The 19,612-nt window shown below is 63.6% G+C and carries 18 protein-coding genes; 10 read left to right on the top strand and 8 right to left on the bottom strand.

Features of this window, described 5'->3' with window-relative positions; translation table 11 throughout:
- Positions 1 to 92: 92 nt before the first annotated feature.
- Together ATY76_RS03695 and ATY76_RS03690 are read left to right on the top strand one after the other, a co-directional pair.
- Positions 93 to 3,875, top strand: coding sequence for a FecR domain-containing protein (locus tag ATY76_RS03695; RefSeq protein ID WP_088673399.1), 3,783 nt, complete (start codon positions 93 to 95; stop codon positions 3,873 to 3,875).
- Complete coding sequence (locus ATY76_RS03690) at positions 3,875 to 5,842, top strand: adenylate/guanylate cyclase domain-containing protein (protein WP_088673398.1); 1,968 nt, start codon at positions 3,875 to 3,877, stop codon at positions 5,840 to 5,842. The genes ATY76_RS03695 and ATY76_RS03690 overlap by 1 nt, the downstream gene beginning before the upstream one ends.
- A gap of 450 nt (positions 5,843 to 6,292) precedes the next feature.
- On the opposite strand, the gene ATY76_RS03685 is transcribed toward ATY76_RS03690, so the two are convergent.
- Positions 6,293 to 6,874 (bottom strand): TetR/AcrR family transcriptional regulator, encoded by a 582-nt coding sequence (locus ATY76_RS03685; RefSeq protein WP_088673397.1) that lies wholly within the window; start codon positions 6,872 to 6,874, stop codon positions 6,293 to 6,295.
- Between the two features lie 138 nt (positions 6,875 to 7,012).
- On the opposite strand from ATY76_RS03685, the gene ATY76_RS03680 reads away from it, so the two are divergent.
- The gene (locus ATY76_RS03680; RefSeq protein WP_088673396.1) at positions 7,013 to 7,570 is read left to right on the top strand and encodes a DUF308 domain-containing protein; all 558 of its coding nucleotides are present in this window, start codon (positions 7,013 to 7,015) and stop codon (positions 7,568 to 7,570) included.
- 160 nt (positions 7,571 to 7,730) lie between these two features.
- Complete coding sequence (locus tag ATY76_RS03675; protein ID WP_088673395.1) at positions 7,731 to 8,711, top strand: SDR family oxidoreductase; 981 nt, start codon at positions 7,731 to 7,733, stop codon at positions 8,709 to 8,711.
- Positions 8,712 to 9,479: 768 nt separating this feature from the next.
- On the opposite strand, the gene ATY76_RS03665 is transcribed toward ATY76_RS03675, so the two are convergent.
- Positions 9,480 to 10,232: a nucleotidyltransferase domain-containing protein gene (locus ATY76_RS03665; protein WP_088673748.1), complete on the bottom strand. Its 753-nt coding sequence runs from the start codon at positions 10,230 to 10,232 to the stop codon at positions 9,480 to 9,482.
- A gap of 272 nt (positions 10,233 to 10,504) precedes the next feature.
- Here ATY76_RS03665 and ATY76_RS03660 point away from each other — a divergent pair, with 272 nt between their 5' ends.
- Both ATY76_RS03660 and ATY76_RS03655 read left to right on the top strand, forming a co-directional pair.
- On the top strand, positions 10,505 to 11,200 hold the full coding sequence (locus tag ATY76_RS03660) for a fumarylacetoacetate hydrolase family protein (protein ID WP_088673393.1): 696 nt from the start codon (positions 10,505 to 10,507) through the stop codon (positions 11,198 to 11,200).
- Positions 11,201 to 11,210: 10 nt separating this feature from the next.
- Complete coding sequence (locus ATY76_RS03655; protein WP_088673392.1) at positions 11,211 to 11,741, top strand: gamma carbonic anhydrase family protein; 531 nt, start codon at positions 11,211 to 11,213, stop codon at positions 11,739 to 11,741.
- A 348-nt stretch (positions 11,742 to 12,089) separates the two neighbouring features.
- Here ATY76_RS03655 and ATY76_RS03650 read toward each other — a convergent pair whose 3' ends face one another.
- On the bottom strand, positions 12,090 to 12,791 hold the full coding sequence (locus tag ATY76_RS03650) for an isoprenylcysteine carboxylmethyltransferase family protein (RefSeq protein WP_088673391.1): 702 nt from the start codon (positions 12,789 to 12,791) through the stop codon (positions 12,090 to 12,092).
- A 120-nt stretch (positions 12,792 to 12,911) separates the two neighbouring features.
- A complete protein-coding gene (locus tag ATY76_RS03645) occupies positions 12,912 to 13,313 on the bottom strand; it encodes a hypothetical protein (RefSeq protein ID WP_088673390.1) in 402 nt (133 codons plus the stop codon).
- A gap of 290 nt (positions 13,314 to 13,603) precedes the next feature.
- On the opposite strand from ATY76_RS03645, the gene ATY76_RS03640 reads away from it, so the two are divergent.
- Positions 13,604 to 13,975: a hypothetical protein gene (locus tag ATY76_RS03640; protein WP_088673747.1), complete on the top strand. Its 372-nt coding sequence runs from the start codon at positions 13,604 to 13,606 to the stop codon at positions 13,973 to 13,975.
- 15 nt (positions 13,976 to 13,990) lie between these two features.
- Here ATY76_RS03640 and ATY76_RS03635 read toward each other — a convergent pair whose 3' ends face one another.
- The 4 genes from ATY76_RS03635 to ATY76_RS03620 all read right to left on the bottom strand — a co-directional run bounded on the left by ATY76_RS03635 (position 13,991) and on the right by ATY76_RS03620 (position 16,901).
- On the bottom strand, positions 13,991 to 14,389 hold the full coding sequence (locus ATY76_RS03635) for an ester cyclase (protein WP_088673389.1): 399 nt from the start codon (positions 14,387 to 14,389) through the stop codon (positions 13,991 to 13,993).
- A 352-nt stretch (positions 14,390 to 14,741) separates the two neighbouring features.
- Positions 14,742 to 15,140: a Fur family transcriptional regulator gene (locus ATY76_RS03630; protein ID WP_088673388.1), complete on the bottom strand. Its 399-nt coding sequence runs from the start codon at positions 15,138 to 15,140 to the stop codon at positions 14,742 to 14,744.
- A complete protein-coding gene (gene znuB, locus ATY76_RS03625) occupies positions 15,137 to 15,949 on the bottom strand; it encodes a zinc ABC transporter permease subunit ZnuB (protein WP_088673387.1) in 813 nt (270 codons plus the stop codon). Before znuB ends, ATY76_RS03630 begins: the two co-directional genes overlap by 4 nt.
- Positions 15,942 to 16,901 (bottom strand): metal ABC transporter ATP-binding protein, encoded by a 960-nt coding sequence (locus tag ATY76_RS03620; protein ID WP_088673386.1) that lies wholly within the window; start codon positions 16,899 to 16,901, stop codon positions 15,942 to 15,944. Before ATY76_RS03620 ends, znuB begins: the two co-directional genes overlap by 8 nt.
- 101 nt (positions 16,902 to 17,002) lie before the next feature.
- Between ATY76_RS03620 and znuA the strand changes: the two genes are divergently transcribed.
- The 3 genes from znuA (at position 17,003) to ATY76_RS33580 (ending at position 19,558) form a co-directional block, all read left to right on the top strand.
- A complete protein-coding gene (gene znuA / locus ATY76_RS03615) occupies positions 17,003 to 18,067 on the top strand; it encodes a zinc ABC transporter substrate-binding protein ZnuA (protein ID WP_088673385.1) in 1,065 nt (354 codons plus the stop codon).
- Between the two features lie 112 nt (positions 18,068 to 18,179).
- On the top strand, positions 18,180 to 19,385 hold the full coding sequence (gene zigA, locus ATY76_RS03610) for a zinc metallochaperone GTPase ZigA (protein ID WP_088673384.1): 1,206 nt from the start codon (positions 18,180 to 18,182) through the stop codon (positions 19,383 to 19,385).
- Positions 19,382 to 19,558 (top strand): hypothetical protein, encoded by a 177-nt coding sequence (locus ATY76_RS33580; RefSeq protein WP_190233576.1) that lies wholly within the window; start codon positions 19,382 to 19,384, stop codon positions 19,556 to 19,558. Before zigA ends, ATY76_RS33580 begins: the two co-directional genes overlap by 4 nt.
- The last annotated feature ends 54 nt before the right edge of the window (positions 19,559 to 19,612 follow it).

Raw genomic sequence — 19,612 nt, 5'->3', positions numbered from 1 at the left:
ACACTTTGGAACGAAAGCAAGAACACGTGTGCAACATGCTTGACTTTTCCACTCTACACGGACAAAGGGGAAGCGGGGTATGGGGCGGAGTCATGCGCGGTTATTCCAGTAACATCTGTCGCGTCGGGGTGGCGCTGGCGTTTGCAGTGCCCGGTTTCGGGCTGCCGGCGATGGCCGATCCCGTGCCGCGCGCAACGCCGGTCGCCGGCTCCGTCATCGCCCGCAAGACCGGCGAGGAAGTCCGTTTCATCGACGTGTCGGATTGGCGCGTCGTCGACATCAACCAGGATCTTCTGACCGGCGACGTGCTGCGCACCAATGCCAACGGCCAGCTCGCCATCGTCTTTTCCGATCACACCCAGGTCCGCCTCGGGCGCAATTCCTCGCTGCAGGTCAAGAAGATGGCGGCGAGCGGCGATACGATCCTCAATCTGCAGTCCGGCACGATCTGGGCGCGCGCCGAGCGCGGCGGCCAGGGCCTGACGATCGAGACGCCTGCGGCGGCCGCCGCCATCCGCGGCACCGACTGGACGATGACGGTCGAAGGCGCCAAGACCTCGATGATCGTGCTGGAAGGCCGCGTGGCGCTCTCCAATCCGCAGGGCAGCGTCGAGGTGAGCGAAGGCGAAGGGGCCGTCGCCACCATCGGCCAGGCGCCGACCAAGATCATCAGCGTCAATCCCGACGACCGCGAACAGATGCTGTTCTATCTCGACCTGCGCGACGGCTTCGACCTGATGCCGACCTCGCCGCTGCGGGCCGACCGCATGGCCACGGAGCGCCGCCGCCTGCTGGCGCTGCCGCCGGAGAGGCGCACGACCGAGGACTGGCTGGAGCTCGCCGAAGTGCAGAGCGCCTTCGACGGCCGCCAAGCCGCGGCCGCAACCTTGCAGAAGATCCGCGGTCGCAAACTGACGGCGGCCCAGCAGGCGCGCGTCGATCTGATCGACGCCACCATCGCCGGCTCGGAGAAGCGCTATTCCGATGCCGCCAGGCTGTTCCAGAAGGCTTTGCCGCATCTCGACCCGACACGTCGCAACATGGCGCAATATGGCGGCTATTTCGCCCGCTCGCTCGCCGATCCCGCCCATGCCGAACCGCCGCCGGCCAATACCACCGGCCCCTATGGCGCGATCATGCAGGCCTATACGACGGGCTTCCTGAAGGACCCGCGCGCAGCGATCGAGATCATCAAGAAAGCCGAGCAGCGCTATCCCGACGATCCGACCCTGCCGGCGATTCGCGCCCAGCTGGCGGAACTCACCGATGACCGCGAGCAGATGAAGGAAGCGATAGAGCGCTCGCTGTCGCTCGACCCGGATCATCCCATGGCTCTGTCGGCCCGTGCCGGCTACAGGGCGACCTATGAAAGCGACATTGACGGGGCGCTCGCCGATTTGAACCGCGCCATCGCACTTGCTCCCGGCGCATCGGGCACGCTGAATTCGCTCGGCCTGCTGCAGAGTTCGCGCGATGCCAATGGCGAAGCGGAAAAGGCCTTCAAGAAGGCGATCGAACTCGATCCGCAGGACCCGCTGCTGCGCGCAAACCTCTCGATCCTCTATCTCGACCAGGGGCGGATGAAGGAAGCCAAGCGCGAGATCGACACCGCGATTGCCCTCGATCCCTCCTTCGATCTCGCTCTGCTCGCCCGCGGCCGCTATTACCTGCAAACCGGCGAGCGCGAAAAGGCGCTGCAGGACCTGCTGGCCGCCAGCACCGCCAATCCCGGCCATTCGCAGTCGCAGTTGATGCTCGCCGCCGCCCATTACGAAAAAGGCGACCGCATCCCTTCCCAGCAGGCGCTCGACAATGCCGACCGGCTCGACGACAACGACCCGGCAATCTCGGCCTTCCGTACTGCGGTCGATATCGACGATTACGACGCCGACGGCGCGATCCGCAACGCTCAGGAATATCTGCGCCGTTCGCGCGCCCGCGGCGGCGATTACGGCTCGCTCGGCGCCAATGCGAGCGCCGGTTCGACGCTCAACAACGCCTTCCGCCTGCAGGGTCTGGATGCCTGGGGCCGCTATTACGGCGATGCCGTCTTCGATCCCTTCAAGGGCACCGGTTATATCGACCAATCGATCAAGGGCAGCATCTTTCCTTTCGTCAACGCGACCAGCTTCAGCGACGACAATATCATCCAGAACCGCGGCAACGCCTCGAGCTACTCATCCTTCATCCAGGGCCTGCTGCTCTCTCCGCACATGCTGTCGGGCCGTTCGCGTTCGGCAACGCTGTTCGACGTGCCCTTCATCGAAGGCTCGCTCGGCGGCGGCATCAACAGTGTCGACGGCCATACGAGACGTATCGGCGAGGCCGAAATCCAGGGCTATTCCAACGAGACGATCCCGATCAGCTTTTACGGCAACCTCAATTGGGAGGAGATTGCCCGCGACGGCAATTATACGGACTTCGGCGGCTTCTCCACCGACAACAAGATCCTTGGCGGCAACGGCTATCTCACTGCGACGATCACGCCGGATGATCGCGTCGTCGCTTATGTCAACAGCGGCAGACGTGATTACAACCTGGATACTCTGAGCGAGAACTCTCAGCTGTCCACACTTTTGAATGCCGGGCTGTTCCGACCCATTTTCGGCCCCGGCGGTCTCGCGGCACCTGATGACTTGCCGCTTTACCTGAACCGGCGAGATATAGGCACGACAACCAATGCCGGCATTGGCTGGAGCCATACATTCGGCTACGAAAATGTACTGAACGCGGCACTGCTCTATTCCGCAGCAAGAACGGAGACGACGACCGACCTGCGATTCGACTGGGAGAGAGTCCCGATCCTCGGTGGTCCTGGCACCGACATCCGTCCCTTCGGGCAAACGGTCGAGGAACTAAGCTCGAAAACCTATGTCGCAGCGCTCAACCACAATATCGCTGCCGGGCCCTTGACCTTCCGCTACGGCATCGAGGGCGGCTGGATCGACGCGCAGAACAGCAGCTATTTCAATCTCGAAGAAATCTTTCCGGTTCTCCTGCCGGGGGTTACTCTTGGGCCGACGGAAGCCGACAATCGCGTCGACATCGCCCGTGCCTATATCGACGTGCTGCACGAGATCACGCCTGATCTGAAGGCCGAATATGCGCTGTTCGGCACGCAGATGAGCGGTGGCGGCATCGATGTCAACCGGCTCGAGCCGCGCGTCGGCCTTGCCTGGTCGCCCGTCGAAAACCACTGGCTGCGCGCCGCTTTCATGCGCCAGGGCGTTGATACCGGCGTTCCCACCCTTGCCCCGATCGGCATCCTCGGCCTGCAGTCGAACCAGTTCGCGGTCGGCATTGACGGCTATACCGATACGGTCGCATTGCAATGGGATGCTGAATGGACCGACCGCTTCTTCACCTCGGTCGAATACCAGCACCAGGACCTGCATGATTTCTCGATCGACCTGCCGCTGATCTCGCTGCCTTCATCGGACAGTCTGCCACTGTCGCGCGGCAGCCTCGATCGCGCCGCCATCACCGCCAACGTCGTGCTCGGTCATGGTTTCGGCCTTTCCGCCACCTATGCCTATATGGAATCCGAGAACAAGGATCCGCTGGAGCCGAACTACGGCGGCTCCCTTCCCTATATTCCGAAGAATTCCGGCCAGATCGCGCTGACCTGGGTCAACGAAGCCAAGGTCAAGGCGACGGTGGCGGCCAATTACATCGGCGAGCGCGACGGCGACGACCTCGGCACCAAGCTCGACGATTACTGGAGCCTCGACGCCCACCTCGTCTGGGAGCCGTTCGACAAGCGCATCGAGCTGGAGGCGGCCGCCTACAACCTGCTCGACGAGGAGTTCGAGATCACGCCCGGCGTGCCCGGCTGGGGCCGCGCGTTCAAGGGCACGCTCAAAGTCCGCTTCTGATGCGGGCGCAGGAGAAACCCCGGCAGGTTAGGCAGACCGGCAGCCGCCATCTCAGGCTCCTGGTGCTGTCGCTGACGACGCTGATCGCCATCTCGCTGCTGTCGCGCCTGCCCGCCTGGTCGCTGCTGGAGCTCAGAAGCTTCGACTATCTCTCGACCGTCGACGACCCCCGCCCGCCGCCCGGCGGCCCCGTCATCGTTGCGATCGACGAACCCTCGCTGGCCGATATCAACGCGCAATGGCCCTGGCCGCGCAGCCTGCATGCCGAGCTCATCAGCCAGCTGCGCGCCGCCGGCGCCCGCGTCATCGGCCTCGACATCATCATGGCCGAGCCCTCGAACCCGGATAATGACGCGGCGATCACCAGGGCCGTCGGCCCCGATATCGTGCTGGCCGGCGACGAAACGCTGATCGAGACGCCGCAGGCCTCGCAGCTGATCCGCGCGACACCGCTGCCGCAGCTGACGGAAGCAGGCGCCGTGACCGGCATCGCCTCGATCGATCTCAGCGGCGACGGCATCTTCCGGCGCATTCCAGGCTATGAGGACGGCTTTGCCGCCATGCTAGCCAAGGCCGCCGGCGTGGCTCCCGAAGCCCTGCCGGCCGGCCAGCTCACCCAGTCCTTCGGCCCGGCCCGCAGCTATCCCACCGTCTCCTATTACCAGGCGCTCGACCCGAAGGGCCTGCTGCCGCCGGATTATTTCAAGGACCGTGTGGTGCTCGTCGGCCTCAGCCTGCAGAATGCGCCGGCGATCGACAAGGGCGGCGTCGACGCCTTTGCGACGCCCTATACGGTGCATACCGGCAAGCTCGTCTCCGGCGTCGAAATCCAGGCCACGATCTACGACAATATCCGCCGCGGCCTGTCGATCGCCGAGGCCCGGCTGCCGACGGTCGCCGCCTGCATCCTGATATCGGTGCTGCTGGCGGCCACCACCGTCTGGCGCTCGACGGGATGGCTGACGACCGTCACCAGCGCCGCGGCCCTCCTCGCGTTTGCGGCCGTCAGTGCCGCCGGCATCCGGCTTGCCCATGTCTTCGTCTCGCCGCTCGGCCCGACCGTCGCCTATATCTCCGTCGTCTTCGGCCAGGCCGCTTTCGATTTTGCCGAAGAGCGCCGCAACAAGCGCCAGATCACCCGCGCCTTCGCCCAATATATCTCGCCCGATCTCGTCAAGCGCCTGTCGAACGACCCCTCGCAGCTGAAGCTCGGCGGCGAGCGGCGCACGCTCTCGGTGCTGTTCTCTGATGTGCGGGGCTTCACCACCATCGCCGAGACGCTGAAGGACGATCCGGAGCAGCTGACCGGCCTGATCAACCGGCTGCTGACGCCGCTCTCCGACGTGGTGATGGATCACGGCGGCACGATCGACAAATATATGGGCGACTGCATCATGGCCTTCTGGAACGCGCCGCTCGACGATCCCGACCACGCGCTCCACGCCGTGCGCGCCTCGCTTGCCATGCAGGCGGCGATTTCGAGGCTGAACACCCAGCTGGAAAGGGAGGCGGCAGCCCTCGGCCGCAAGCCGCACGTCCTGAAGATGGGCGTCGGCATCAACACCGGCGAATGCATCGTCGGCAACATGGGCTCGACCCGCCGCTTCGACTATTCCTGCCTCGGCGACAGCGTCAACCTCGCCTCCCGCCTCGAAGGCGCCTCGAAGAATTACGGCGTGGCGCTGCTGCTCGGCGAGGAAACCGCAAGGCTGGTGGCCGCCAACTACACCACCGTCGAACTCGACCGCATCATCGTCAAAGGCCGCACCGTCCCCTCGCCCATCTTCACCGTCGTGCACAAGGCCAACGCCGCAGCGCTGGCCGCCCACCAGGCCTTCATCGAGGCGAAATATGCCGGGACGCTGGCGCCATCGGATCCGGTCTTTGACGGGCTGGCTGCTGACATACCCGAGCTTGGGGGCTATTACGCCGTTGTGCGGGATGGACTGACAGAAGGTGGGGAATGACGGCGCAGCAATTTGTCGCCACATGAGTTGAGCGCGGCACGCTCCAACGCTCCTCATCCAGAGGCGCGCAGGCCGAAGGCCGGAGCCTCGAAGGACACGCCGCAGCCGCTGCTCCTTGCAATCATAAACCGCCAGCGCACCCGCCTCGCCCTTCGAGGCCCCTGCGGGGCACCTCAGGATGAGGCTCTCTTGAGCGCTGGCGGCATCCTACAACGCCCGTTGTCATCGGCGCAGCATCCTCCAACGCCGCTACTATCGCGCGGCACACTCTAACCTCCCTCATCCTGAGGTGCGCAGGCCATAGGCCGAAGCCTCGAAGGACACGCCGCAACATTGCCCCTTGCATCCATCAACCGACAGCGCGCCAGCCTCGTCCTTCGAAGCCCCTACTCATGGTGAGGCTCTCTTGGGCCTCGCCGCGGCATCCGCCAGATTGTCGGGAGGAGATCGCTATGCGGCCCGCAGCCTCGCAATCTCGGGCCCAACCACCGCGATAAACAATGCGGGATCGCCGAGAGCCCTGGCCGACAGCATCGCCCCATGGACCGAGGCCATCAGCATCTGGGCCTGCTCTTCCGGCCGCTTGTCCAGCCGGAACAGGCCCTGCTCCAGGCCGGTCTGCAGCACCGAGGTCAGCCATGCCGCCAGATTGCGGAAATGGGCGCGCACGCGCAATGCGACCTCATCGGGCAGCATCTGCATTTCGCTGGCGAGCATGGCGCAGACGCAGAAGGGCTGCGAGGCGTTTTCGATGCAGGAACGCCAGTAGTCGATGTAGAATTGCAGCTGATCGGCAGGGCTTGCGGCCTGTTCGCGCAGCGACTGCAAACCCGCCTGCGCCTGCTTGGTGTAGCGATCGACCAGCACCGCGACCAGCTCGGCCTTGGCAGGGAAATGATGGTGGATGCTCGCCTTGCGAATGCCGATCGCATCCGAGATGTCGGCATAGCTGAAGCCGTTATAACCGCCCGCCACGATGAGCGACTGGGCGATATCGAGGATCTTCTCAGAGGTCGAAGCCGTTGATTTCATAGCGCCGCCTACCTTCCGGTAGGGAGATTGTCAAGTCCTGGCGCTTCGCTCTCCCGTCACAAGATGGTGTCCGGGAAACGCATTGACTCCTTCTCCTGGCCTTCCTACTAGTAGGTAGCCAAAACAAGGAACCAGCTGATGCAAAATCAATCTTCAAATCAGTCCGACTGGCTGCGATCCTATTATTTCACCCGCGCCGCATTCTCGCTCGTCTGGATTGCCGCCGCCATTTTCCTTGCCGGGCAGGCGGGCGCCGCGGGCTTCCTGCTGGTGATCTATCCCTTGTGGGATGCGCTCGCCAATCTGGTCGACGCCCGGGTCAATGGCGGCCTGCGGGCCAATCCGTCGCAGACGCTGAATGTCGCGGTCAGCACGGTCACGGCGCTCGCCGTCATCATCGCGCTTGGTATGAGCACCCATGCCGTCCTCGCCGTCTTCGGGGCCTGGGCCATCCTCTCGGGCCTGTTGCAGCTCTATACCGGCGTGAGGCGCTGGCGCACCGAAGGCGCCCAGTGGGTGATGATGCTGAGCGGCGCGCAATCCGCCCTTGCCGGCGGCTTCATGATCGGCCGATCGCTCGGTTCCGCCACGCCGACGATCCTCGACATCGTGCCCTATGCGGGCTTCGGCGCATTCTACTTCCTGCTCTCCTCGATCTGGCTTGCCGTCGCAGCCCGTCGCAAGGCACATGCATAGGCGCTATCCGGTTCTTGCGGCGGCAAACTTGCCGCCGCCGGACCTGCATGCGGGCCGTTCAAGATCTCGGCGATGCGCAAGATTTGCGCAAGACGATGACAGTCTTTCGCGCTATGAAGGGTGATCTCAGTCCCCGCCCATAGACCCCGAGGTCACCCCCATGGCTTTGAACGTTCTTTTCATTGGCGGCACCGGCCAGATTTCCTATCCTTGCGTCGAACGCGCCGTCGCCGCGGGCCACCATGTCAGCGTCTACAATCGGGGCTTGAGAGATGCCGCCCTGCCCGCCGGTGTCACCTCGATCGTCGGCGAATTGGGATCGAGCGCCTACGCCGATCTCGCCAGGGCCGGATATGACGTCGTCTGCCAGTTCATCGCCTTCACGCCCGATCAGGTCGCCCGCGATATCGAGGTCTTTTCGAGCCATTGTGGCCAGTACATCTTCATCTCCTCGGCCTCGGTCTATGAAAAGCCGCCGCGTCACTACGTGATCACCGAGGAGACGCCGGCGATCAATCCCTACTGGCCCTATAGCCAGGCCAAGATTGCCTGCGAGGAGTTGCTGAAGACGTCCGGCAATCTTGCCTGGACGATCGTCCGCCCCAGCCACACCGTGCGCACCGGCCTGCCGATCATGATGGGCGACAGCGATATCATGGCAAGGCGCATGCTGGACGGCGAGCCCATCATCGTGGCGGGCGACGGCCACACGCCCTGGACGCTCACCCGCTCGGTCGATTTCGCCGTGCCTTTCGTCGGCCTGTTCGGCAAGCAGGCGGCGCTGAAGGAGATTTTCCACATCACCTCCGACCGCGCCCATATCTGGGACGATATCCAGAAGACGATCGCAAGGCTGCTCGGCGTCGAGGCGAAGATCGTCCATGTGCCGACCGACACGCTGATCCGCTACAACGAGGAATGGATCGGCCCGCTCCTCGGCGACAAGGCCTGGACCGCCATCTTCGACAATTCCAAGGTCAAGCGCGTCGCAGGCGACTTCACCTGCGCCGAAAGCCTCGACGAAATCCTCGCCGACTCGATCATGCACCTCAAGCAGCGCCTAGCCAAAAGCCGGCCGCCGAGGGGCGAGCTCGATGCCCTGATCGACAGGATTTGCGCCGAGCAAGGCGCTCTCGGTTAGACTGGAGGGCGACAGTGCGCCACGGATGCGCTATCGCCTCGCTTATCAAGGAATGACCGGCTGGAAATAATTTCGACGACGGCCGCCTACTCTATTTCTTCCTTACATTGATATTGACCGTCACGTCCTTGATCGTTCCTTCGCCGTAGGACACCCTCACCTTATACATATCCTTTCCGGAGTATCCGCTACTGGAAGTATAATATTCGGACACGCCAGGCGATTTCCGGGAGTTGCACCTGATCTGAGGGGCGCCTGTCGGATAATGTGAGAAGATCTCTTCGCTGACGAATTCCACCGATCCATGCGCGGGGGGCTGCACCAGCTTTATGCTCGGCATTGTCGCAGCGGTACAGTCTGCATTCAAATTGTAAGACTGGCCCATTTTTGTCCGCTCTCCACTCACGGCGCGACTATGATCCGTGGAGACTTGGACACCATCCTGGGTAGTCACGCATCCGGACAGACCAAGCTACGGAAAATAGGGAAATGAGAATATGGTTTGCTCTGAAAAATCGCGAGCCCGGCATTCTTCTTTCATCCTTTGGTTTTAATAATATTACAATTCACCTTACCCAACCGGCAGCTTATTGCAATGGCGCCGACCGTCCGGGGTGATCCGGCGGCAGGTGCCCTGTGCTTGCCCAGATGCGAGGTCTTGTCCGCCCGCTAAAGGTACAGCGCCATTCTCCGACGCCTCTGCATGGGCGCGGCATCCTCCAACGCTCCTCTGAGGCTCCCTTGGGCGCCGGCGCCCTGGCGGCCTGGCTATTCCCGTCGCCGCGCCTCCAGCGGAGCCTCCTGCCTGAAGCCGTCGAAACGGCGGCCGCCGTGCGAAGCGAGCTCGCGGTCGGCCAATGCGAGGAGCCGGCCGCCATCGCCCTGCGCCGCCAGCCTGAACGCAGCGTCGAAATCGTCCGCCAATTGCACATCGAGCCTGCGCAACAGGCGCGGTGCCCATTTGCCGCGGCCGGTCCATGCGCCGCGCCCGAGCAGTATCAGGTCGGCAAGCTGCTGGTGGAGAGCCGCGGCGATGGCGGCGATTTCTTCCGGCGGGCGGTCGCCGCGCAGGTCATCGGCAAGATCGGTGACCTGATAGCGCAGCATGTCGTAGTTTGCGCCGGCAAGCGGCTTCGGCCCTGCGGCCAGCACTTCAGCCGCCTTTGCCTGAATCAGGCGCGCGCGACCGCTCTCCGGCCCGACGATGCTGCCGGTCGCGACCATATTGACCATGATGGGATAGCCGCTCTCGGCATCGGCATGAAGATAATGCGCCAGCGTCTCTTCATCATGGACGAAGGCCTCGACCGGAAAACCTTCTTCCGTGAAGGATTCCCGCCAGGCTCTTTCCAGCGACGGAAACACCACGACCAGGTCGATGTCCGAAAATACGGTGCCCTCGCCGCGCATGATCGAGCCGGAGACATAGGCGAAGGCGGCCCCGGCATAGCGGCTGGCAAGGGCGCGGCGGGCGGCGGCAAACGCCCGCTCGGCAACGATCTGTTTCTGGATGTCGTCCACGATCTCGTCCTCGAATGGGAAGACGAGCGGCAACAAAAAACCCGCTCGTTTCCGGCGGGTTGGGTCTCGGCAGAATGAACGGAATTCAGTTCACGCGTCCGTAACCCACCGCCAGGCGGTGGTCGTAGACGTCGTGGAGACTGCGAAATTCCGGCTCATGAAGGTGAGCGTAGCGCCCGGCGACGGCAGCGTCAATCCGGCAAGAATGCTTCCCCGCCCCGCCGTTTTGCGTCTAAGATGCGCCAAAGACTCGTCAACAGGAAGGCTCGCCCATGTCCGATCTCGCCACCGTCATCCCGCTTCCCGCCCCGGTTCTGCTGCCGGTGGATGGCCGGGACGATCGTTTTCCGGTGCGCCGCGTCTATTGCGTCGGGCGCAACTATGCCGACCATGCGATCGAAATGGGCCATGACCCGACGCGCGAGCCGCCCTTCTTCTTCCAGAAGAATGCCGACAACCTGCTGCCGGCAGGCAATGGCTTTCCCTATCCGCCGCTGTCGAGCGACGTGCATTACGAGGTCGAATGCGTGCTGGCGCTGAAGGCGGGCGGCGCGAACATCAAGGCCGAGAATGCGCTCGACTGCATCTATGGCTATGCCGTCGGCATCGATTTCACCCGCCGCGACCTGCAAGGCGAAGCAAAGAAGCTCGGCCGCCCCTGGGAGCTCGCCAAGGCCTTCGAACATTCCGCCCCGGTCTCGGCGATCATGCCGGCAAGCCGCCTCGGCCATCCCGCCGCCGGCCGCATCTGGCTGGAGCAGAACGGCAAACGCATGCAGGACGGCAACCTCAACCAGATGATCTGGAAGGTGCCGGAGATCATCGCCGAACTCTCCAAGCTCTTCGTGCTAGCGCCCGGCGATGTCATCATGACCGGCACGCCGGCCGGCGTCGGCGCGGTTGCGAGGGGCGACCGCATCACCTGCGGCATCGACGGCGTGGCGACGCTGTCGGTCGACGTCGTCTGAGGAGAGGCCCATGCCCATCTACGCGCTTGGCGGACTGACCCCGAAACTGCCGCCCGCCGGCCTCCACTGGATCGCGCCGGATGCGCATGTCATCGGCGATATCGAACTCGGCGAGAATGTCGGCATCTGGTTCGGCTCGGTGCTGCGCGGCGACAATGAGAAGATCACCATCGGCGCCGGCACCAACATCCAGGAAGGCGTCATGGCCCATACCGACATGGGCTTTCCGCTGACGACGGGAGAAAACTGCACCATCGGCCACCACGCCATCCTGCACGGCTGCACGCTCGGCGACAACGTGCTGATCGGCATGGGCGCGACCATCCTCAACGGCGCGAAAATCGGCAACAACTGCCTCGTCGGCGCCAATGCGCTGGTGACGGAGGGCAAGGAATTTCCCGACAATTCGCTGATCGTCGGGGCGCCGGCGCGTGTCGTGCGGGTGCTGGATGAGAAGGCCGTCGAGGGCATCAGGCGCTCGGCGGAGAATTATGTGAAGAACTGGCAGCGGTTCGCGCGGGATCTGAAGCAGATCGGGTGAACTGGCGGAGGTTTCTCTCCGGGAATATATCCTCCATCTGCCTTTCGCTTGCCGCTCAAGGCGCTCGTCGCTTTCGCTCCTCACCCCCTCATCCGACCCTTCGGGCCACCTTCTCCCCGTTGGGGAGAAGAGGCAGCAAGCCGAGGGCTTCGCGTCACAGAGGATCCGCTCGAGAAGGGCGAGACGCCGCTGCGATTCCGCTTCTCCCCAGCGGGGGTCCGAAGGACGGGGCGAGACCCGTGGCTCGACCCAGGTCGATGCCGGCAGGCAGATGAGGGGGTGAGCGACGCGAGGAGCGAGTGCCCTGAGCCCAAGCGAAGGGCAACATAGACATACCACAATCACCCCTCACCACACGCCCGGAACCCACCGCCACCGCACCCGATCCATATATTCCGCATATCCCTCGAGCCCCCGGCGCAATTCCATCTCCTCCCCGAGCGTTCGTCCGGCCAGCACGACGACCATCAATCCCGCGGGGATCAGCGCGTAGAGCGAGCCAAGCGACAGCGCCATGCCGGCGGCGAGCACGATGGCGAAGGCATAGCCCGGGTGGCGGATGACGGCATAGGGGCCGGTATCGATCACCTTATGGTCGCGATCGGTCTGAATGCGCACCGTCGGCTCGAAATGGCGGTTGACCGATTGCGCCCAGGTGAGGCCGAGATAACCCGCCGTCATCAGGAGATAGCCGACCAGCACGACCCAGCCCGGCTGCGGCGCCCAATGGAAGCGCCCGTCGTCGAAGGCGCCGACTGGCAGGATGGCGGCGAAGAGGATGATCGTCAGCGTCGCCACCACGGCGTCCCAGGGCTTGGTGCCCTTCTGATATCGGCTGCGCGCCGCAAACAGCTCCGGATTCGAACGCCAGATCCAGACGATCGCGACTGCCGTCAGCGCGATGAAGAGACCGAGGAACATCCAGCCGCGCGGCCAGTCGAGCCTGCCGGCCGGCCAGAACAGCGCGGCGAACATGATGATGACCGTTATGGCGAGCGAGCCGAGCGAAGGCGCGACGGCCTGGCCGAACCGGGTCTGCTGCTGCGTCATGACCGTTCTCCGCACCCGCGGACGCACCCCTGCTATCGGCAGATGCCGCCCGGAGTCTAGGCCGGATTTAGGAGATGAAAGCCGCGCAGCAAGCCGCTAGCATGCCAGAAAATGACAGGCTTACTCGGCCGCTTCCAGAAACTGGGTAGCGCCCGACGAGGCGGCGAGTGCACGAACCCTGGCTTCGGTCTTGGCGATCAGCTGATAGAATTCGTCCTGCGCCTCGACATCCAGCTGAATGACGGCGTTGACGTCGTCGGGCGTATCGCAGACACAGGCGACCGCCGAAATGGGACAAATGCCGCCTGGGTAACGCTTGCCGGTACCGGTATAGGCGCGACGGCCCCAGCGCTCGGAATAGACCGTTTCCTCCCGGTCGAGATGGAGGATCGTTCCCTTGCAGGCGGTCACGATGGCTGCCTTGCCGTAAGCGAACCAATGATAGTTGAGCTTGCGGAGAATATATTTGCCAGTGATGTCTTCGCCGGCGAGCTCGGCCGGGTTTTCTATCATTCGGATCATGACAGGGTCCTCAACATTTGAGCAATATCTGTCATCTCTTCTTGCGCCGCAAGTCGAAAAACGCTGCTTTTGTAGGGACTTAGTCACAAAGTGTTTCTGATTCTTACATCTTGCACGCGTCACGCAGCGAATCGGACATGCAATTCTTCGTCGAATTTAGGCCAGCCGCACCCGGTTTTTGGCTCTTATCGAGGGGCGGCCGCCTCCCCTTGCGGTTTTCCCGTCAGCCCCAATATGTCTTCATGGCGGCCGAAACCGCCGTCGCCGCGAACCGCCGGCAGGAGAATTTCATGGTCGACGCCATCAACCCCATCACCTCCACCGCCGCATCCGAACCGACCAGGATCGGCACCAGTACATCGATCGAAACCGAACCCGACAATGCCTGGATCGCCGCCCGCCAGTCAGAGATCACTGCCGATCAGCTGGCGTCGAAGCGGGCTGCGGAGAAGGAAACCGCAAGCGATCTCATCCCGCACGCCGATCTGATCGCCGGCGACGAGGAGAACGCGCAAAAGCGGCGCAGGCAGGCAGCGCCGGAAGACGGCGAACAGGCCGGCGAACAAGCGGAGCGGCCCCTATTGTCAGGCGAAAGCGAACGGATCGGCACCCGCAATTTCGACGACGACACGCCTTTCGGCGAGCGCACCGCCATCATCTGATCCAGCGACGGACCATCAGTTCCCACCCACCAACTGGGCCTCAATCGCCGTCTTGTCGATCACCGACCAGACCTCGACGATCCTGCCGCCGTGAAATTCGTAGATCACGTTCTCGGCGAAGGAGATGCGCCTGCCATTGACATCGAGGCCGAGAAACCCTGCCTTCGGGTGGCAGTCAAAGCCGAGCCGGCAGGCAACATAAGGCGGATCGCAGACCAGCATCAGCACATTGAAACGAAGATCGGGAATCTCATCGAAGTCCCGCTCCAGCATGGCGACGTAGCCTTCGAGCCCAAGCCGCCGGCCATTGTGGACAGCGCCGTCATCGACGAACCGGCCGAGATCCGCCCAGTCCTGCCGGTTGAGGCAGGCGATGTAGCCGCGGTAGATGTCTTCGAGTTCGGTCTTGGTCACGGGCGCGCTCCTGGCTTGCCGACAGCGTCGCGGCAGAGATAGCGCCGAAATTCGCGCCTACCAGCGGCGAGTACGCCCGAGCGCGAGGCGATCGTCTAGTTTATAAGGGCAAGAACCATCTCCATTCGCCGACGGAAAATCTGTCGGCGACCTTAGCCCACCCACCCTCATTCCTGTGCTCGTCACAGGAATCCAGTGCGCCCAAGTCCTTGGGCGCGAGAGACTCTTCTACGGGAGAAGTCATTCACCGCGCGGACGCGCGGTGGCTGGATTCCTGTGACAGGCACAGGAATGAGGGCGGTGAGGTTGGCGCCCCCAAACGAAACCCCGTCGGCCGATCGGATATGGCCACCTACGCAGCACAGGCCTCGCAGAGTCCGCGGATCTCGATCGTCGTCTTCTCCGGCTTGAACTTCTGCCCGCGCACCCAGCCCATCAGCCGGTGGTCGACCTCGTGGTCGTGGAATTCCATCACCTGGCCGCAGCTTTCGCAGATGGCGAAGGCGACGATGCCGTGGCTGTGGCAATTATCGCCGGGATGGGCGCAGGCGACGAAGGAGTTGATGCTTTCCAGCCGGTGCACGACGCCATATTCGAGCAGCTTTTCCAGCGCCCGATAGACCTGCAGCGGCGCGCGAAAACCGTGGTCGCGCAGCTTGTCGAGGATCGTATAGGCGCTGAGCGGCCCTTCGGCCTTTTCGAGCACGTCGAAAACAAGCGACTGGTTCTTGGTGAGTTGCGGTGTTGTCATGAGCCTTGTCCTTGCATGACCGCGCGGCGCCTGACGGGAAGCAGGCTGAGAATGAAGAGGACGAGCGCCGCCACCACGATCGAGGGGCCGGACGGCGTGTCGTAGGTGAGCGAGCCGAACAGCCCGCCGACGACGGCGGCCGCCCCGATCAGCGAGGCGAGCACCGCCATGATCTCCGGCGTGACCGAGAAGCGCCGGGCCGCGGCGGCCGGAATGATCAGCAGCGAGGTGATCAGCATGATGCCGACGATCTTCATGGCAATCGCGATGACGACGGCCATCAGCAGCATGAAGAAGAGCCGCGCCCGCTCGGGCCGCAGCCCCTCGGCCTCGGCAAGCTCGGCATTGACGGTGGCCGCCAGCAGCGGCCGCCAGAGCCAGGCGATCGCGGCCAGCACGAAGAGCCCGCCGCCCCAGATCAGCGCGATATCGGTGGTGGAAACGGCAAGGATATCGCCGAACAGGAAGGCGATGAGATCGATCCGGACCCAGCTCATGAAAGCGACCATGACGAGACCGATCGCCAGCGTCGCATGCGAGAGGATGCCGAGCAGCGCATCGGCCGACAGCGCCTGGCGCTTCTGCAGGAAGAGCAAGAGCACGGAGACGAGCGCGGCGACGGCGAAGACCGCCAGCGTCAGATTGAGTTCGAAGAGCAGCGACAATGCGACGCCGAGCAGCGCCGAATGGGCGATCGTATCGCCGAAATAGGCCATGCGCCGCCAGATGATGAAGCAGCCGAGCGGCCCCGTCGTCAGCGCCAGCCCGACGCCGGCAAGGATCGCGCGCACGAAGAAATCGTCAAGCATGGCGGCCCTCCCCGCTGCGGGAATGGGCGTGTTCGTGCGCATGGTCATGCCCGTGATGATCGTCGTGATCATGAGCGCGAGCGTGATCACGCGCATGGTCATGCGCGTGCTCATGGCCTGCATGCGCGTGCTCATGGGTGCCATGCGCGTGATGGCCATCCTCGGGATGGCAATGATCCGTCACGGAGCCATCGGCATGCAGCACGCGGCCGTCCGGCAGATGCGTGTGGTCGTGGTGGTGGCTGTAGACGGCGAGCGTCTGGGCCGCGCGGCTGCCGAAGAGGCGCACATATTCCGGGCTGCGGCTGACGGCCTCGGGCGTGCCGCGGCAGCAGACATGGCCGTTGAGGCAGATCACCGTATCGGTCTCGGCCATGACGACATGCAGATCGTGCGAGATCAGCAGGATGCCGCAGCCGCTGGCGTTGCGGATCGATTTGATCAGATCGTAGAGCGCGATCTCGCCGGAGAAATCCACGCCCTGCACCGGCTCGTCCAGCACCAGCAGATCGGGCTTGCGGGCGATCGCCCGGGCCATCAGCGCCCGCTGGAACTCGCCGCCGGAGAGATGCTGCACCTCGGCATCGATCATATGGGCGATGCCGGCGGCTTCGAGCGCCGCCTGCATGTCGCGCTGCGGCAGCGGGCCGGTCAGCGTCATCAGCCGGCGCACCGTCAGCGGCAGCGTCCAGTCGATCGAAAGCTTCTGCGGGACATAGCCGACCTTCAGCCCGGCCATCCGCTCCACCCTGCCCTCATCCGGCTTCCACACGCCGATCGCGGCCTTGGCGCTCGTCGATTTGCCGGAGCCGTTCGGCCCGATCAGCGTGACGATCTCGCCGCGCGAAACGGAAAACTCGACGCCGCGCACCAGCCAGCGACCGTTCCTGAGAACGCCGACATTGTCGAGCGAAACCAACCGTTCGCCCTTCGTATTTGCGGGAGAGAGCATCAAATTTTCCGACAGCGCTGTTGCATCCTGCTATTGCACACGTTATAGCATAACGCAATTGATGTAATAACATAACATCTGCAATTCAAGCGGAGCATATGATGAAACGCGCCCCGGGCCTTGCCCTCAAAACACTGGCCCTGAAACCCCTGGCCCTCAGAATTCCGGCTGTCCTCGCCATTCCAGCCCTGGCGTTCCCCGCCCTGCTCTTTGCCGGCAGCATGCGGGCCGCCGACGCGCCTATCGTCGTCACCTCGATCAAGCCGATCCATTCGCTGGTTTCGGCGATCATGCAGGGCGTCGTTGAACCGGAGCTGATCGTCGATGGCGCCGCCTCCCCACACACCTACAGCCTGAAGCCGTCGAATGCGCGGGCGCTGCAGGAGGCCAAGGTGGTTTTCTGGACCGGCCCCGGCCTCGAGGCCTTCCTCGAAAAGCCGCTTGAGGCGCTGGGCTCGGATGCGAGCGTCGTCGAGCTCGACAACGCCCCCGGCCTCGTCAAGCTGCCCTTCCGCGAAGGCGGCGCCTTCGAGCCGCATGATGACGGCGACCATGAAGCCGCCGGTTCCGGACATCACGATGGTCACGATCATGGGGACAAGCACGCCCATCACGACGATCACGAGGAACATGAGCACGAGCACGGCGCCTTCGACACGCATCTTTGGCTCGACCCGATGAATGCCAAGGCGATGGCGGCCGTGATCACCACGACTCTGGTCGCCGCCGATCCCGCCAATGCGCTGACCTATCAGGCCAATGCCAAGGCGCTGGACGACAGGCTGACGGCGCTGGACAAGGAGATTGCCGCCACAGTCGCCCCGGTCAAGGACAAGCCCTTCGTGGTCTTCCACGACGCCTACCAATATTTCGAGCACCGCTACGGCATCCGCGTCGCCGGCTCGATCACCGTCAGCCCGGAGACCATTCCGGGCGCCGAGCGCGTCTCGGAAATTCACCGCAAGGTCGGCGAACTCGGAGCAACCTGCGTCTTTGCCGAGCCGCAATTCGAGCCGCGCCTCGTCAAGGTCGTCATCGAAGGCACGAGCGCCAAATCGGGCGTGCTCGATCCGGAAGCGGCGACGCTGACGGCAGGCCCCGATCTCTACTTCACCCTCATGCGCGGCATCGCCGACAGCATGAAGGCCTGCCTCTCCAGCGCATGATTGCCGTGCAATCTCCTGGAGAGAGCTGAGGCGGAAAGAGGCGGATGACCCCGTTCCGCCTTTTTCGGCATAATCAAAGTAATGATATAACATTAATATCAATGAGGTTCCCATGGACAACAGACTTCCGGTCACGGTGCTCTCCGGCTTTCTCGGCGCCGGCAAGACGACGCTGCTCAACCACGTGCTCGCCAATCGCGAGGGCATGCGCGTCGCCGTCATCGTCAACGACATGAGCGAGGTGAATATCGACGCCGCGCTGGTGCGCGATGGCGGCGCCAATCTTTCGCGCACCGAGGAACAGCTGGTCGAGATGACCAATGGCTGCATCTGCTGCACGCTGCGCGACGATCTTCTGAAGGAGGTACGCGATCTCGCGGCCCAGGGCCGCTTCGATTACCTGCTGATCGAATCGACCGGCATCGCCGAGCCCCTGCCCGTCGCCACCACCTTCGAATTCCGCGACGAGAACGGCGAAAGCCTGTCCGACGTCGCAAGGCTCGATACGATGGTGACCGTCGTCGACGCCGCCAATCTGCTTGCCGATTACGCTTCGGCCGATTTCCTCGCCGACCGCGGCGAAACGGCAGGTGACGGCGACAACAGAACGATCGTCGACCTGCTGGTCGAGCAGATCGAATTCGCCGATGTCGTGGTGCTGAACAAGATCGGCACGGCGAGCAAGGCGGAACGCGACGCCGCGCGGAAAATCATCATCGGCCTGAACCCGGATGCGAAGATGATCGAGGCGGATTTCGGCAAGGTGGCGCTGACGGAGGTGCTCGGCACCGGCCGCTTCGACATCGACAAGGCCGAGACCCATCCGCTCTGGTACAAGGAGCTGCACGGCTTCCGCGACCATGTGCCGGAGACCGAGGAATACGGCATCCGCTCCTTTGTCTATCGCGAGAAACGGCCCTTCCATCCGGCGAAACTGCAGGCCTTTCTCGACAGGACATGGCCGGGCGTGGTGCGCGCCAAGGGCTTCTTCTGGCTGGCGACCCGCCCGCACCATGTCGGCGAGATCAGCCAGGCGGGCGCGATCGTGCGCACCGGCAAGATGGGCCTGTGGTGGGCTTCCGTCCCGCGCGAACAATGGCCGCGGGAACCGGGCTTCCTCAATGCCATCGGCCCCTATCTCGACGCCGTCTGGGGCGACCGCCGCCAGGAAATCGTCTTCATCGGCGCCGATCCGATGGACGAGTCCTGGATTAGGAAGGAACTCGACGCCTGTCTGATCGAAAGCGATGCCTTCACACCAGAGCGCTGGCGCAACCTCCCCGATCCTTTCGCCAGCTGGAACAGGCAGGCCGCATGAAGGCGACGGCGATCAAGCGCTACCGCTGCATCTGCGAGGAATGCGATCCCCTGCCGCCGATCGAGGGGCTGCATCCGTTGACGCATGAGGGGAATGGTGAGGTTCACAGAACACCAAGGGGATTGCTTGGTATTATTGCCAAGGGGATGACGGCTGCACGGCGGCAGAATTAGGCGCGGGCCGCTCCCCACGCTCCCTCATCCCTGTGCTCGTCACAGGGATCCAGC

Origin of the sequence: Rhizobium sp. R339 (assembly GCF_002211395.1) — a bacterium.
Taxonomy (GTDB): domain Bacteria; phylum Pseudomonadota; class Alphaproteobacteria; order Rhizobiales; family Rhizobiaceae; genus Rhizobium.
The sequence above is the reverse complement of the archived record's forward strand: the minus strand, read 5'-3'. Positions and strand labels throughout refer to the sequence as shown.

What these genes read in the sequence shown, in the direction of transcription:
- zigA (WP_088673384.1), top strand. Translation starts at nt 18,180, where the DNA reads ATGGACAACAGACTTCCGGTCACGGTGCTCTCCGGCTTTCTCGGCGCC.
- ATY76_RS03620 (WP_088673386.1), bottom strand. Translation starts at nt 16,901, where the DNA reads ATGCTCTCTCCCGCAAATACGAAGGGCGAACGGTTGGTTTCGCTCGAC.
- ATY76_RS03675 (WP_088673395.1), top strand. Translation starts at nt 7,731, where the DNA reads ATGGCTTTGAACGTTCTTTTCATTGGCGGCACCGGCCAGATTTCCTAT.
- znuB (WP_088673387.1), bottom strand. Translation starts at nt 15,949, where the DNA reads ATGCTTGACGATTTCTTCGTGCGCGCGATCCTTGCCGGCGTCGGGCTG.
- ATY76_RS03650 (WP_088673391.1), bottom strand. Translation starts at nt 12,791, where the DNA reads ATGACGCAGCAGCAGACCCGGTTCGGCCAGGCCGTCGCGCCTTCGCTC.
- znuA (WP_088673385.1), top strand. Translation starts at nt 17,003, where the DNA reads ATGAAACGCGCCCCGGGCCTTGCCCTCAAAACACTGGCCCTGAAACCC.
- ATY76_RS33580 (WP_190233576.1), top strand. Translation starts at nt 19,382, where the DNA reads ATGAAGGCGACGGCGATCAAGCGCTACCGCTGCATCTGCGAGGAATGC.
- ATY76_RS03660 (WP_088673393.1), top strand. Translation starts at nt 10,505, where the DNA reads ATGTCCGATCTCGCCACCGTCATCCCGCTTCCCGCCCCGGTTCTGCTG.
- ATY76_RS03655 (WP_088673392.1), top strand. Translation starts at nt 11,211, where the DNA reads ATGCCCATCTACGCGCTTGGCGGACTGACCCCGAAACTGCCGCCCGCC.
- ATY76_RS03640 (WP_088673747.1), top strand. Translation starts at nt 13,604, where the DNA reads ATGGTCGACGCCATCAACCCCATCACCTCCACCGCCGCATCCGAACCG.
- ATY76_RS03680 (WP_088673396.1), top strand. Translation starts at nt 7,013, where the DNA reads ATGCAAAATCAATCTTCAAATCAGTCCGACTGGCTGCGATCCTATTAT.
- ATY76_RS03685 (WP_088673397.1), bottom strand. Translation starts at nt 6,874, where the DNA reads ATGAAATCAACGGCTTCGACCTCTGAGAAGATCCTCGATATCGCCCAG.
- ATY76_RS03630 (WP_088673388.1), bottom strand. Translation starts at nt 15,140, where the DNA reads ATGACAACACCGCAACTCACCAAGAACCAGTCGCTTGTTTTCGACGTG.
- ATY76_RS03690 (WP_088673398.1), top strand. Translation starts at nt 3,875, where the DNA reads ATGCGGGCGCAGGAGAAACCCCGGCAGGTTAGGCAGACCGGCAGCCGC.
- ATY76_RS03645 (WP_088673390.1), bottom strand. Translation starts at nt 13,313, where the DNA reads ATGATCCGAATGATAGAAAACCCGGCCGAGCTCGCCGGCGAAGACATC.
- ATY76_RS03695 (WP_088673399.1), top strand. Translation starts at nt 93, where the DNA reads ATGCGCGGTTATTCCAGTAACATCTGTCGCGTCGGGGTGGCGCTGGCG.